General features: G+C 45.9%; 14 protein-coding genes. All 14 read right to left on the bottom strand.

Translation table 11 applies throughout. From position 1 onward, the window contains the following. Positions 1 to 2: 2 nt before the first annotated feature. Positions 3 to 983, bottom strand: coding sequence for a gluconeogenesis factor YvcK family protein (locus ERX55_RS04620; RefSeq protein WP_133451428.1), 981 nt, complete (start codon positions 981 to 983; stop codon positions 3 to 5). After that, positions 970 to 1,872, bottom strand: a complete 903-nt coding sequence (gene rapZ, locus ERX55_RS04615; RefSeq protein ID WP_424960678.1) for an RNase adapter RapZ — start codon at positions 1,870 to 1,872, stop codon at positions 970 to 972. Before rapZ ends, ERX55_RS04620 begins: the two co-directional genes overlap by 14 nt. Positions 1,873 to 1,956: 84 nt before the next feature. After that, on the bottom strand, positions 1,957 to 2,892 hold the full coding sequence (gene trxB, locus ERX55_RS04610; RefSeq protein ID WP_133451426.1) for a thioredoxin-disulfide reductase: 936 nt from the start codon (positions 2,890 to 2,892) through the stop codon (positions 1,957 to 1,959). Positions 2,893 to 2,946: 54 nt separating this feature from the next. Continuing rightward, entirely contained in the window at positions 2,947 to 4,359 is a 1,413-nt protein-coding gene (locus ERX55_RS04605; protein WP_133451425.1) for a tetratricopeptide repeat protein, read from the bottom strand. 8 nt (positions 4,360 to 4,367) lie between these two features. Next, on the bottom strand, positions 4,368 to 4,841 hold the full coding sequence (locus tag ERX55_RS04600) for an acyltransferase (RefSeq protein WP_133451488.1): 474 nt from the start codon (positions 4,839 to 4,841) through the stop codon (positions 4,368 to 4,370). Next, positions 4,819 to 5,661: a prolipoprotein diacylglyceryl transferase gene (lgt, locus tag ERX55_RS04595; RefSeq protein ID WP_133451424.1), complete on the bottom strand. Its 843-nt coding sequence runs from the start codon at positions 5,659 to 5,661 to the stop codon at positions 4,819 to 4,821. Before lgt ends, ERX55_RS04600 begins: the two co-directional genes overlap by 23 nt. 1 nt (position 5,662) lies before the next feature. After that, complete coding sequence (hprK, locus tag ERX55_RS04590) at positions 5,663 to 6,589, bottom strand: HPr(Ser) kinase/phosphatase (RefSeq protein ID WP_133451423.1); 927 nt, start codon at positions 6,587 to 6,589, stop codon at positions 5,663 to 5,665. A gap of 90 nt (positions 6,590 to 6,679) precedes the next feature. After that, on the bottom strand, positions 6,680 to 9,508 hold the full coding sequence (gene uvrA, locus ERX55_RS04585) for an excinuclease ABC subunit UvrA (RefSeq protein ID WP_133451422.1): 2,829 nt from the start codon (positions 9,506 to 9,508) through the stop codon (positions 6,680 to 6,682). Between the two features lie 4 nt (positions 9,509 to 9,512). Beyond that, a complete protein-coding gene (gene uvrB / locus ERX55_RS04580) occupies positions 9,513 to 11,489 on the bottom strand; it encodes an excinuclease ABC subunit UvrB (RefSeq protein ID WP_133451421.1) in 1,977 nt (658 codons plus the stop codon). A gap of 104 nt (positions 11,490 to 11,593) precedes the next feature. After that, on the bottom strand, positions 11,594 to 11,824 hold the full coding sequence (locus ERX55_RS04575) for a DUF2198 family protein (protein WP_133451420.1): 231 nt from the start codon (positions 11,822 to 11,824) through the stop codon (positions 11,594 to 11,596). Between the two features lie 9 nt (positions 11,825 to 11,833). Beyond that, entirely contained in the window at positions 11,834 to 12,373 is a 540-nt protein-coding gene (locus ERX55_RS04570; RefSeq protein WP_133451419.1) for a TlpA family protein disulfide reductase, read from the bottom strand. 79 nt (positions 12,374 to 12,452) lie between these two features. Next, positions 12,453 to 12,887 (bottom strand): CHAP domain-containing protein, encoded by a 435-nt coding sequence (locus ERX55_RS04565; RefSeq protein WP_243721455.1) that lies wholly within the window; start codon positions 12,885 to 12,887, stop codon positions 12,453 to 12,455. Positions 12,888 to 13,047: 160 nt separating this feature from the next. Next, positions 13,048 to 13,980: an NlpC/P60 family protein gene (locus tag ERX55_RS04560; RefSeq protein ID WP_165983706.1), complete on the bottom strand. Its 933-nt coding sequence runs from the start codon at positions 13,978 to 13,980 to the stop codon at positions 13,048 to 13,050. A 106-nt stretch (positions 13,981 to 14,086) separates the two neighbouring features. Continuing rightward, the gene (cccB, locus tag ERX55_RS04555; RefSeq protein WP_133451417.1) at positions 14,087 to 14,404 is read right to left on the bottom strand and encodes a cytochrome c551; all 318 of its coding nucleotides are present in this window, start codon (positions 14,402 to 14,404) and stop codon (positions 14,087 to 14,089) included. Positions 14,405 to 14,438: the final 34 nt, after the last annotated feature.

The raw sequence follows: 14,438 nt of genomic DNA, 5'->3' as shown, positions 1-14,438 counted from the left end.
TTCTATTCATCTACCTGAATGGTACTCACTTCAGATAGAACCAGTTCATAGATCATCTCTGCCAGGACATTGTTATCATGCCGCACTGCATAGTCCTCATTGACAAGGACTAAATGATCATCGGTTAATATTTTGATGCCTTCAGCTACGATATTTTCAGTGTCGCAGTGGACAAAAGCAGAATTCCGCCGTTCATAATTAGAGGATATCTTCTCACTTAATGTTTTCTGGTTCGCAATGACGAACTGTATGAAACGCGCACCGACATGCTTATGAATCGCTTCGATATGATCCGAAACAGTATAATCTGTGGTTTCGCCCGGCTGCGTCATAATATTCGACACATACAGTTTTTTGGCCGTGCTATTGATCAGGGCTTCTGCTATCTCCTGAAGAAGCATATTCGGAATAATACTTGTATAGAGGCTGCCGGGTCCCATCACAATTAAATCTGCATCATAGAGCGCCTCCACTGCTTCATTCATCGGCTGAATGTTGGCAGGTGTCAGAAAGACATGATCAATTCTTTTATTTTTTTTCGGTATCAATGATTCCCCGACTACGATCTCCCCATCTTCCATGACGGCATTTAAAATAGGGCTGGTATTGGTCGAAGGGATGACCGTCCCTTTGACATTCAGAATTTTGCTCAGCTCTCTTACAGCGTGGCCAAAATCTGAAGTAATATCGGTCATCGCTGCCAGCATGAGATTGCCGACAGGATGACGTCCCATACTATCTGAATCAAATCGATACTGAAATAGTTTTTCAAGTAACGGCTCGACGTCGCTTAAAGCTGCAAGTACGTTCCGAATATCTCCGGGCGCCGGAATATTCATCTCATTTCTTATTTTACCGGTACTTCCCCCGTCATCAGCTACAGTTACAATCGCCGTGATATCCACGGGATACGCCTTCAGACCCCGCGCCAGAACAGACAGACCTGTCCCTCCGCCGATCAGACAAATTCTAAGCCTTCTCATTGATCTTACCTTCAATCATCGCATCCCGGTGAGATGTACTGAGTTCAAAATCGAAGAAATCTTTCAGATCATGGCTGATGCGTTCTGCCAGTGCGACGGAACGGTGCTGGCCGCCCGTACAGCCGATAGCGATGACGACTTGTGACTTACCTTCGCGCATATAGCCGGGCATGATGAACTTCAGCAAGTCCATCAGTTTATTGTAGAAGATAGTCGTCTCTTTCCATTTCATGACATAATCATAGACTGAAGCATCCAGACCGGTTAACGGCCTTAATGTCTCGATATAATAAGGGTTCGGCAGGAATCTCACATCAAATACAAGATCTGCATCTATCGGAATCCCATGCTTGAACCCGAAGCTCATCACGTTAATCTTAAAAATATTATCTTTGCCGTTGTTGAACAGCTCTAATATATGACTGCGCAATGCTTTAGGCTTCATTTCTGTGGTATCTATCATATGGGTCGCCATTCCCCGTAAATCAGCCAGCATCTGTCGTTCCTGCTGAATGGCATGCAGCGGTGAACCGCCTTCAGATAGAGGATGGTTGCGCCGCGTCTCTTTATAACGTGTCACCAGAACACGGTCTTTAGCGTCTAAATAGAGAATCTGGACAGCGATATCCGTCAGATTGGTGACTTGCTGCAGTTCGTTGGATAAATTATCAAAAAAATCCTTCCCTCTCAAATCGATGCCGATTGCGACCTTGGACAGCGATTCATTGTTCTCATGCATCAGCTCCACAATCTTAGGCAGCAGAATAGGCGGTAAATTATCGATGCAGAAATAACCTAAGTCCTCCAGACTCTGGATGGCCACCGATTTACCTGCCCCGCTCATTCCCGTTACCACAATCAGTTTTTTAATACCTTCTTCTGAATTCAAGCCGATCCCTCCTTCAATATCATTTTACACAAAATCATAAAAATAGATACGCCCATTTGGACGCATCTGTCATAAGCACATCATTTATTTTTTGTCATTAAGTTCTTCGATGTAATGTTGCGCGTTCTGAGCAGCAATACTGCCGTCGCCTGTTGCCGTAACGATCTGACGCAATGTTTTCACACGGACGTCACCCGCTGCGTAAATACCAGGGATAGCTGTTTCCATCTGCTCGTTTGTGACGATATAACCCGCTTCATTGGTAATACCGAGATCAAGGAATGGACCTGTCAATGGCTGCATACCGATATAGATGAAGACACCATCAGCCTGAACTTCAGACTCTTTCCCCTCTTTATCCACGAGGGTGACGCTGCCCACTTTACCGTCTTTTTCATTGATTGTTTTCAGCGTAGAATTCCAGATGAAATCTACTTTCTCATTTTTAAAGGCACGCTCCTGCAGAATCTTCTGGGCACGTAACTCGTCTCGACGGTGAACGATGGTCACTTTATCGGCAAATTTCGTTAAGTAGACGCCCTCTTCAACTGCTGAGTCGCCGCCACCGATGACAATCAGATTGCGGTTTTTAAAGAATGCGCCATCACAGACCGCACAGTAAGATACACCGCGTCCACCCAGTTCATTTTCACCGGGCACACCGATTTTTTTGTATTCCGCACCCGTTGCGATGATGACTGCTTTACCGACCAGTTCCTTGTCGCCTAATGAGACGATCTTATCATCACCTTCTACACGGATACCTTTAATATCCCCGTAGGCATATTCAGCGCCGAATTTCTGTGCGTGCTGAAACATTTTCGTCGAGAGGTCAGGCCCTGTAATGAGGTCAAACCCCGGGAAGTTCTCCACATCATTTGTATTGGCCATCTGGCCGCCAGGCATACCACGTTCCACCATCACAACAGAAAGGTTGGCGCGTGCAGCATATAAACCTGCTGTCATACCGGCCGGACCTGCCCCGATAATAATTACATCATATTGTTTTTGTTCAATCATAATATCCTCCTTCAGGATTGTTTAGTAGTATCATAATATCCTACATTGGCTGATTTAAATACTATTTTGCTTATAGAAATCGAGTGCTTTAGTCAAGCGGTAGCGCGTAAGCTGAAAGAGCTCAGCACAATGCTGAATGGAAATCGCCGCCGTTCTTTTCATGTATAAGTAATAGCAGGCTGCGGCATATGCTGTCACTTCTTTCAGTTCGTTCAGTTCAATCAGAGCCTGGGCCTTATCCACCCAGCTGATCAGCAGTTCTGTCGATTGATCGTGCTGCCATAACAGGACTAAGCCTTGATGAATATAGTCAAGTTTCACAAGGTGTAAATCGTTGAATATATAAGATAGATATAATTTTTCATAATCGCCCAGTTGTTCCAGCTGATCCCACAGCTCCTTGGAGATAATCGCCTCCTTATAGGGCAGCTGAGACAGCTTGAAGAGCCCTACAATTCTGGCATGTCTGTCATCGCTATGAAGTAACGGCAGGATATCCTTTTCAATGAACCGGCTTGTGTCGTGAACTTCCTTCGGACTGGGGGCAGCCTTAGAAAATGATTGTAATTTGCGCCACGTTTCTTCCGATTCCTTTTCCTGTCCTAACGCAAAATAATTGAAGCTTAACGCATGAAGCAGCTGCGCATTCCTTAAGTTCCTCTTCTTATAAAGCGGTAACAGCAGCTGCTGCGAAGCCTCGTATTGTTTCAGGAAACTCAGGACGATACCCAGTTTAAATGACTCATCTTCATTGATAGGGTGCAGCTTGTTCAGCCGCTGCAGATAATGATTGAATTTCTCATGCTGATGGGTATTATAGAGCAGCAACGTATAGTGACACAGCGCGTGTATATCTGTCTCATCTTCTGCCAGCAGCTGATCCAGAAGCGCTTCAGCTTCCTGATACTTCGACATAAAAAGGTAAGCCATCGCTTTCAGGTTGCGCATCTCTTTGCGCTCCTGGATATGAACAGGCTGACTGCTCAACCAGTCAATAGATTCATCGATACGGCCATGGGAGAACAAATACTGAAACAACTGCTGGGCGACATACAGTGTACTTTCCGCTTCCACAGCTGTCTGACTCGTATAAGTGACTTCAAATGTCTTTTTTAGCGTGTCAAAATAATCCTGATCATCGGTCAGCTGAACATAATAGAGGCCGTAGAGAAATGCTTTGTTAGGATCTCTTATCTCCGTATAGATCTGACTGAGCTGATAGAAATAAACGGCAAAATCCTCTTCGTTCACAATTCTCTCGAACAGGGTGTGGATGCCCTCTTCTGTTCTCCCTGCTTTCACCAAACACGTCGCGAGGGCAATATAATAGTCTTGCTTGCTGTTCAGACTGATGGCTTTCTCCAGATAAGGAATCGCATCCTGGTACAGTTGCTGCCTTATTTTCTTTTGCGCGATATGTGCATAGCCATCAGCGTCTACAGGTAGACTGACTATTTTTTCATTCATGTTGATTCCTACTCTCTTATCTGCATCGGATTACCATATGCAAAACTTCTGGCGGGCACATCTTTTGTCACGACAGTATGCGCCCCGATGACGGCTCCGTCCCCAATAGTCACACCCGGTAATATCAGTGCACCTGCACCAATCATGACTTCATTACCGATGATGACTTCACCGATCCGGTACTCGTCTACCAAATATTCATGGCAAAGAATGGTCGCATTGAAGCCGATCACACAGTTTGCACCAATTGTGATTTTCTCCGGATACATGATGTCCGGCGTCACCTTATAGGCAATCGAAGTCTCACGGCCGATCGTCATACCTGTCCATTCATACAGTCTTTTCTTGACCGGCATAGAAGGGCAATATCTGCCTATTTCGATGATGGCTGTATTGAAGAATGTCCGTCCGAACGGCAGTCTCTGATAGACATTCCATAACGGATTAGGACCATCAACCTTATGCTGCTCGGTACGTCTCATCATCACTGCTCCGTAAAATATGGTGGACGTCGCCGTATTTCGGCAGACGATACTTCATGCTTCTGTAAATCCAGGTGATGATGCTGACCGCAATGATGACCAGAGAAATCACTTGCGCTATTCTCAGGTATTCAGTCAGCATCAGGCTGTCTGTTCTTAAGCCCTCGATAAAGAAACGGCCGATGGAATACCAGATGGCGTACAGCAGGAAGGTCTGACCGATTCGCAGATGCTTTCTCAGCAGCAGCAGTACGATGAACCCGAGCAGACTCCATAGTGATTCATACAGGAAAGTGGGCTGGTAGTAGACGCCGTCAATCTGCATATGTCTGATAATCCAGTCAGGAATCATTAAATTCTCAAGAAAGGCCCGTGAAACCGGCCCGCCATGCGCCTCCTGATTCATAAAGTTTCCCCAGCGTCCCATGGACTGTGCCAGAATAATACTCGGTGCAATCAAGTCTGCCATATGAAAGAATGAGCGATGACGTCTCTTCACCAGGAAGTAACCCGTGGTCAGCGCACCGATCAGTCCCCCGTGAATGGCTATCCCCCCGTTCATGATCATCGGAATTTCAGCAAGATGCTCTTTATAGTAATGCCATTCAAATCCCACGTAATAGATACGGGCACAAATAATGCCCACGATAATCGGCCAGACAATTAAATCAATCAGGTCATCCTCTGCCATACCATGTTTCTTCGCTTCTCGATTGGCAATGAGAAAACCCAGCAGGATGCCTGTCGCAATAATAATGCCATACCACCGTACCGGCCATGAGCCGACATGAAAGGCAATAGGATCGATTGAGTATAACATATTAGTTCTCCTTCAGTGACTGTTTTTTGATTTGCTGATTCAGACGATTGTTGAAGTCTTCCGCTGTGTTGACACCCATTTTATTCAGACGATAATTCATGGCGGCCACTTCAATGATGACTGCGAGGTTCCGTCCAGGCTTAACAGGTATTGTTTTTTTGGTGATTTTAGAATCAAGGATAGATAAGGTTTCCTCGACCAGTCCGACACGGTCATACATCTTGTCCCGGTCCCAGGTCTCGAGATTGATATTCAGCATGACCCGCTTCTCCGGAAGAATGGATCCTGCCCCGAATAATGTCATGATATTAATGATGCCCAGCCCTCTGATCTCTAGGAGATGTTCTATCAGTTTAGGGGGGCTGCCCATCAGGACATTACGCGACACTTCCTTGATTTCAACGTTGTCATCTGCGACAAGTCGATGTCCTCGTTTAACGAGTTCCAGTGCAGTCTCACTTTTCCCGACTCCTGAGTCACCCGTGATCAGCACCCCGATGCCGTATATATCGACCAGTACACCATGCAGGCTTGTTGCCGGTGCCAGCTGGGTCTCCAGATAATTGGTCAGGCGGCTGATCAGATTCGTCGTGGCATCCTCACAGCTGAAGAGCGGTGTATCACGACGGTTACAGGCATCGATTAATTCCTCCGGCGCCTCGATGCCCCGCGCAATAATAATGCACGGCGTTTCTTTCCGACAGAGCTTGCTCATCCGCTCTGCTTTGTCTTCTTTACTGAGCATCTCAAAGAAAGAGGTCTCTGTTGTACCTAAGAGCTGTATACGGTCTGATGAGTAATGAGAAAAGTAGCCAGCCATCTCGAGACCGGGTCTTGAGATATCTGAGTTGCTGATCGGTCGCTCCAGCCCCTTTTCTCCGGCTAATAATTTAAATTTAAAATGGTTCTGTAGTTCAGCACTATTCATTCGGTTATTCCTCCATACCTTAATTTTAATGAACTTCCAGCTGAAATACAATCAAACAAAAAATCCGCATCGTTCAATGCGGATCTATCCTTATTTCTTCGTACGCGCCATCGCTTTTTTCAGGTATTGACCCGTGTAGGATTCTTTGACTTCCATAATCATCTCAGGGGTCCCTGCTGCAAGAATCGTACCGCCCCCGTCGCCTCCCTCAGGCCCAAGGTCGATGATGTGGTCTGCTGTCTTGATGACATCGAGATTGTGTTCGATGATGATGACAGAGTCCCCGTTCTCCACCAGCTGATGCAGGACTTTGAGCAAGCGGGCGATATCATCGACGTGCAGTCCTGTGGTCGGCTCATCCAGGATATACAATGTCTTGCCATTTGACCGGCGATGAAGTTCTGAAGCCAGTTTCACACGCTGCGCTTCACCACCTGATAAAGTGGTGGCGGACTGTCCCATAGCGACATAACCCAGACCGACATCGACTATCGTCTTGAGCTTCCGGCTGATCTTCGGATGATTCTCAAAGAAATGATAGCCATCCTCGACCGTCATCTCCAAGATATCAGCGATACTCTTATCTTTATAGGTAACCTCTAAAGTCTCACGGTTATACCGTTTACCATGGCAGACCTCACACGGCACATAGACATCCGGCAGGAAGTGCATCTCAATCTTGATGATGCCGTCCCCTTTACAGGCTTCGCACCGGCCACCTTTGACATTAAAGCTGAAACGGCCCTTCTGATAACCCCGAAGCTTTGCTTCATTCGTCTGACTGAAGAGGTCACGGATATCATCAAATACACCTGTATAGGTGGCAGGGTTGGAACGCGGTGTGCGGCCAATCGGTGATTGATCAATATCGATGATTTTATCGATGTGTTCAATGCCTTCTATCGAATCGTGAGCACCTGGCTTACCTTTAGTCTTATAGATTTCCTGTGCCAGTCCTTTGAATAACACATCATTCACTAATGAGCTTTTGCCGGAGCCTGAGACACCGGTTACGACAGTCATTACACCCAGCGGAATATCCACATCGATATCCTTTAAGTTATGACTGCGTGCGCCTCTTATCTTGATATACCGTCCGTCCGGTTCACGACGGCTCTCCGGGACATCAATCTGTTTCTTGCCGCTCAAATACTGGCCGGTGAGCGATTTAGGGTTCTTCATCACTTGCTTCGGTGTGCCGGCCGCTACAATCTGACCCCCATGCACCCCCGCACCTGGACCGATATCAATGAGATAATCTGCAGCGAGCATCGTGTCCTCATCATGCTCAACGACAATCAGGGTGTTACCTAGATCACGCATCGATTCCAGAGAAGAAATGAGGCGGTCGTTGTCGCGCTGATGAAGGCCGATAGACGGCTCATCCAGTATATAAAGGACGCCCGTCAACTGCGACCCGATCTGTGTGGCAAGACGGATACGCTGTGCTTCACCGCCTGATAATGTACCCGCGCGGCGATCCATCGTCAAATATTCCAAGCCGACATTATTCAGGAAAGACAGCCGGGAAGTAATTTCCTTGATGATGAGCGCTGAAATCACCTTCTCTTTTTCCGTCAGATCAATTTCTTCATAATACTGCAGGGCCTGGCCGATTGAACGTTTCACGACCTGACCGATATGCTCATCATTTATCTTGACGGCCATCGCCTGCTGATTCAGACGGTATCCTTCACATGTCTCGCATACTTCTTCAGTCATGTACTTGCGCATCTGTTCGCGTGTAAAGTCAGAAGGACTGTCATGGAAACGACGGTCGATGTTGTTGACGATACCTTCATAAGCCATTGTTCTGGAACGACTGACGCCGTTATCCTGCCTGAACTTATAGGTGATCAGCTCCGGTGAACCGTACAGAATAATGTCACGTTCTTTTTGGGTCAGCTTATTAAAGGGCTTCTTCATATCTATCTTGAAATGCTTGGCCGTCTGTCTCAGCAGAGAGGGGTAGTATTCCGAGCTGATAGGCTGCCAAGGCACCAGTGCTCCATCAGCCAGGCTGACGGATTCATCCGGTATCACCAGACTAAGGTCAACAGTCAACTTTGTGCCGAGACCATCACAGCTTGGGCAGGCTCCGAACGGACTGTTGAATGAGAACATTCTGGGTTCCAGTTCATCTATAGAAAAACCACATATTGGACAGGCATGGTTTTCGGAGAACTTCATTTCCTTGTCACCGATGACATCAATCACGACATTCCCTTCAGCAAGTTCCAGTGCATTCTGCAGGGAATCCGCTAACCGGCTCTCGATGTTCGGTTTGACAACTAAACGGTCGATGATGACGTCAATATCATGACTCGAGGTCTTCGCCAAGCTGATCTCATCTCCGATTTCCGTCATCTCACCGTCGATACGTAAGCGGGCATAGCCTTTCTTGCCGATGTCCTCAATCAGTTTCTTATGCTCACCTTTACGACCGGTGACAACAGGTGCCAGCACTTGAATTTTAGTCCGTTCCTCAAGCTCCATAATACGGTCCACCATCTGCTGGATAGTCTGGGATTCAATTTTGATGTGATGAATCGGACAATATGGCGTTCCGATTCTCGCAAACAGCAGACGTAAATAATCATATATTTCCGTCACAGTTGACACCGTGCTGCGCGGATTGTTGCTTGTCGTCTTCTGGTCAATTGAAATGGCGGGTGAAAGGCCTTCAATAGTATCCACATCAGGCTTGTCCATCTGCCCTAAAAACTGGCGCGCATAAGCACTGAGCGATTCCACATAGCGACGCTGGCCTTCTGCATAAATCGTATCAAATGCAAGGCTCGACTTCCCCGAACCAGATAGTCCTGTCATCACGACGAGCTTATCACGCGGTATTTTAATATCTACATCTTTTAAATTGTGAGCTCTTGCTCCTTTAACGACAATCTCTTTATTTTTCATAACTTCACCCTTCTGCTTTCAGTTCAAATAAGATATCACGCAGCTCTGTCGCCCGTTCGAAGTCGAGTGCCTTTGCTGCTTCTTTCATTTCGTGTTCGATCTGTTCCATACGGGTTGCACGTTCTTTTTTCGTCAGCTTTTTCTTCGGTTTAGCTTCTTTTACTGTGTCGTCTATTTCTATAGACGCACTGATAGCATCACGGATTTTCTTATGGATCGTCGTAGGGGTAATGCCATGCGCTTTATTGTACGCTTCCTGAATATCACGACGACGCTTGGTCTCATCTATTGCTGTACGCATCGAATCAGTGATTTTATCCGCATACATAATGACTTTCCCGTTCTCATTACGCGCAGCGCGCCCGATAGTCTGAATCAGCGAGCGCTCTGAACGCAGGAAGCCTTCTTTGTCTGCATCCAGAATAGTAATCAGTGACACTTCCGGTATATCCAGACCTTCACGAAGGAGGTTGATCCCGATCAGCACATCATAGACCCCGAGACGCAGATCTCTGATGATCTCTGTACGTTCCAGTGTCTTAATTTCTGAATGAAGATAGTTGACTTTAATGCCTGCTTCTTTCAGGTAAGCAGTCAGGTCTTCACTCATTTTCTTCGTGAGTGTCGTGATCAGGACACGTTCATTCCGTTCAATACGTAAGCGGACTTCTTCCATCAGGTCATCAATCTGATGCTTTGAAGGTCGAACTTCAATGATCGGATCCAGCAGGCCTGTCGGACGGATAATCTGTTCGACCATTTCGTCAGTATGTTCTATCTCAAACGGACCTGGTGTCGCAGAAACATAGACGAATTGCCGGGCTTTTTCTTCAAATTCCTCAAATTTAAGGGGACGGTTATCGAGTGCACTCGGCAATCTGAAGCCGTGATCAACCAGCACCTTTTTACGGGCCTGGTCCCCGTTATACATACCCCGAATCTGCGGCAGACTGACGTGGGACTCATCGACCATGATCAGCCAGTCGTCACCGAAGTAATCCAGTAGCGTATAGGGGGTCGAGCCTTTAGGGCGCAGCGTTAAATGAACAGAATAGTTCTCGATACCGGAACAGAAGCCCATCTCGCGCATCATCTCGATATCGTAGTTTGTCCGCTGTTCAAGGCGCTGCGCTTCCAGCAGTTTATTTTCCGCCCGAAATACTTTCAGCTGTTCTTCAAGTTCTTGTTCAATCCGTTCGATGGCGAGCTTCATTTTCTCTTCCCGCGTCACAAAGTGGCTGGCCGGGAAAATAGCGAAATGTTCTCGTTCCTTCAGGACTTCGCCTGTTAAATAGTTGATTTCACGTATTCTGTCTATCTCATCACCGAAAAATTCGACACGCACGCACTGCTCATCACGTGAAGCAGGAAATATCTCGACCACATCTCCCCGCACCCGGAAAGTCCCCCGCTGAAAGTCAATATCGTTTCTCGTATACTGGATATCCACCAGTTTACGGAGTAACGCATTGCGGTCCATCTCCATGCCAGTACGGACGCTGACCACCATATCCTTATATTCTTCGGGATTACCGAGACCATAGATACAGCTCACGGATGCGATGATAATGACGTCATCACGCTCAAAAAGCGCACTAGTCGCTGAGTGACGTAATTTATCGATTTCATCGTTGATTGAAGCATCCTTTTCAATAAAAGTATCTGTAGAGGGGACATACGCTTCCGGCTGATAGTAATCATAGTAGCTGACAAAATATTCCACACGGTTATCGGGGAAGAACTCCTTAAACTCACTGTACAGCTGACCTGCCAGCGTCTTGTTATGGGCAATGATCAATGTCGGCTTCCCGACTGCCTGGATGATATTGCTCATCGTAAACGTCTTCCCTGTCCCTGTTGCGCCGAGCAGCGTCTGATAACGTTTCCCTTCTTTAATACCGGCTACAAGCTTCTTGATCGCTTCCGGCTGATCACCGCCGGGCTTAAATTCTGACTGCAGTTTAAATGGATGATGTTCCATGTAACCCCTCCTTAACGTATTTATTTTAGCAAAGATAGCTGTAAAAATACAAACATCTGTTCGCTCTCAAAAGAAAGACACGCTCGCATGTGCGACCATGTCTGTCAATAGTGGATCGTTTGATCTAGCTTCAGCTGATCAACAGTGAAGTAGCCCAGCATCAGCGAAATGGTATCAAGAAACACAATCATTTCTGAATGAAAAAAGCCTTTATAGACAGATACCCCTATCACTAAAGCGGCTAACGCTAATCCTGTATATTTATTTTTTGTCATCTTACTGAACATGATCACCATAAGAGCAGGCAGCAAAGCGGCAAGTATATACCATATCATGATACTGACCTATGATCTCCCTTCCACTTCCTGAATGAGTGTCTCCAGTTTGCCGGCCTCCAGTTCACCGACATAAGTCGTCAGAACCCGTCCTTCTTTATTGACAAAAATCGTGGTCGGAATGTTATAGATCTTGTATTGTTTGACCATTCGTTCACTACCGATCACAATCGGGTAATCAGGCTGATACTTGTTAAGGAAAGACGTCCGTCCCTTCTCTTTATCCTGGACGTTCATCCCTATCAGTTTAATGTGATTCGGCTTCTCCTGATTGTACTGAATCAGTTCAGGCATCTCTTGATTACAAGGTTCACACCAGGAGGCCCAGAAATTAATGATATTGATGTCAGCTGACAGTTCACGACTAAGCTCCAGCTTCTGTCCTTCCAGACTCTGTACCGGCTCCTTGCTGATATTGCGATTGTTCATATAATGCGCTTGTCCGCTGACTTTCAACTCTGCGGGATCCTGATGGACGACAGTGTAGACACTGTACGCCGCCAGCAGCATAAAAATACCGCTTAATACCCACATCACTATTCGTTTCATATTCTGCCTCCTCCTTCTCCGCTATTATAGCAAGAATCCATAAAAAAAAGGATAAACATTCGTTTATCCTTGCTAAAAATTAATAGATATATTGGTAATTTCTCACTTGGTAGCTAGGGATCGTGCGGTACGTTTTAACCCCTTGACGTGGGTAGTTCATTTCTGAGACGACAATTGAGCCGTTTGTATATTTCTTTTCAACGACCGCGACGTGACCGTAGTAACCTGATTGAGAAACAAGGACCGCTCCTTTAATTGGTTTACGGCTGACAGTGTAACCGCTACTTGAAGCGTTATATGCCCAGTTCTTTGCATTGCCCCATTGGTTGGAAACATAGCGGCCGAGTTGAGCGCGACGATTGAATGCGTAGTATGCACAGCTTCCCCAAGTATAGTAGTTAGCTGCTTTATATTTAACAGGATTAGAATAAGCATGAGCAGTAGGCTGTTCAACAGCAGTAGAGAAGGTAAGTAGCATAAGGACTGTTAAGATCGACATCATCATTTTTTTCATCGTGAATTGTTCCTCCAACATTTTCTTAGTAAGATGATATTAGCATAGAAAATGAGAGGATATTTCAATGTTACTTAACCGTAATATATCTGTTATCTAATATATACTTATAGACACATTTCTATAAACTTAAACAAAAAGGACAGATTAAACTGTCCTTTTAGTATCTATAGTAGCCTGTCACACTGCCGTTAATATAACTGACGGCACGCTGCTTAACGCCTTCTCTAGGATTCAAGGCATCAATCATCTGGCCATTACCGATATAAATGCCTACATGACTCCCGTTATTAAAGAAGACAAGGTCTCCTGCGACCGGAGAAGTCACTCGCTTTCCAACCGCCATCTGCTGATAAGTCGTCCGTGGCAGTGTTTTGCCCATAGCAGCAAAAACTTGCTGAGCGAATGAAGAACAATCGACTTGTGTAGATGAATTCGCACCATAGACATACGTCTTATTGGCTGCAATCTTCAGTGCAATCTGTGCCACCTTGTTTTGCGCCTTGTCTGCAGGAGTTTCTTCTGTTTGCTTCACTACCGACTCCGTCTCTACTGACTCGGTAGAGACTAAGTCAGTAATGACTGGCTCGCTAGAGACTAAGTCAGTAATGACTGACTCGCTAGAGACTGAGTCAGTATAATCCGTGTCCTGAGAGTTGCTATTGACTTCTTCCTCATGCGGGCGGGCAACAGGGGTTGCCGGCTGAACAGGTTCTTCTTGAGTCGTGATGGTCGGCTCAGCCGCATGATTGCGTCCTGGGACAGCGGGCTCTGTTATTTCAGCTTCAGGCGTCTCTTTGATTCTGACTATCTCTATTTTAGGGTCAAGCATCGCTTTAAGTTCTTGCGCCTGTTCCACTTTTTTTTCGTCAACAATTAAGATCTTACCTGGTTTCAACTTATCAGATTTAAGATGATTCCATTTTTTGAGACGTAAAGTCGAAATGTCATATTTATCCGCTACTTTTAATAAAGTATCGCCTTTTTTCACTTTATATTCACCGGCATGCACTTTTTCAGCTGCATCAGCGCCGGTCATCGTTATCATCGACAAAGTTGTGGCTAAAGCAAGTGTCAGAACTATTTTCTTCATAAAAAACCCCCCCGCTTTTGAATCAATTTCATCATTTTGATTCAAATATAGCATAGGGGGAGATATAAAGATATCTTTTGAATGCTATCTTTATATAACTGTAATATTACTTCTGTTTGCTTAAATATTCGGCAATTTTATCAACGTCATCACCTTGTGCCTGACCTTTCGGCATATTGCCTTTACCATTTTTGATGATGTCTACAATTTCTGCCTTAGAGTATTTCGCACCGACCTGAGTAAGGTTCGGGCCACTTGCGCCTTCCAGGTTCTTGCCGTGACAGCCTACACAGGAATTATTCTGGAATGCTGTCAGCCCCGGGTCAGCGTTACTCTTATCCGCTGTCTTCGTCTCTTCTCCGTTACCACACGCTGCCAGGGCAAGCGTGCCTGCTAATACTGTACCTACTAACCATTTCTTCATCAGCAATACCCCCTTTTATTCTACACTTACCATT

It is taken from the genome of Macrococcus bovicus (assembly GCF_004359575.1).
Taxonomy (GTDB): Bacteria; Bacillota; Bacilli; order Staphylococcales; family Staphylococcaceae; genus Macrococcus; species Macrococcus bovicus.
The sequence above is the reverse complement of the archived record's forward strand: the minus strand, read 5'-3'. Positions and strand labels throughout refer to the sequence as shown.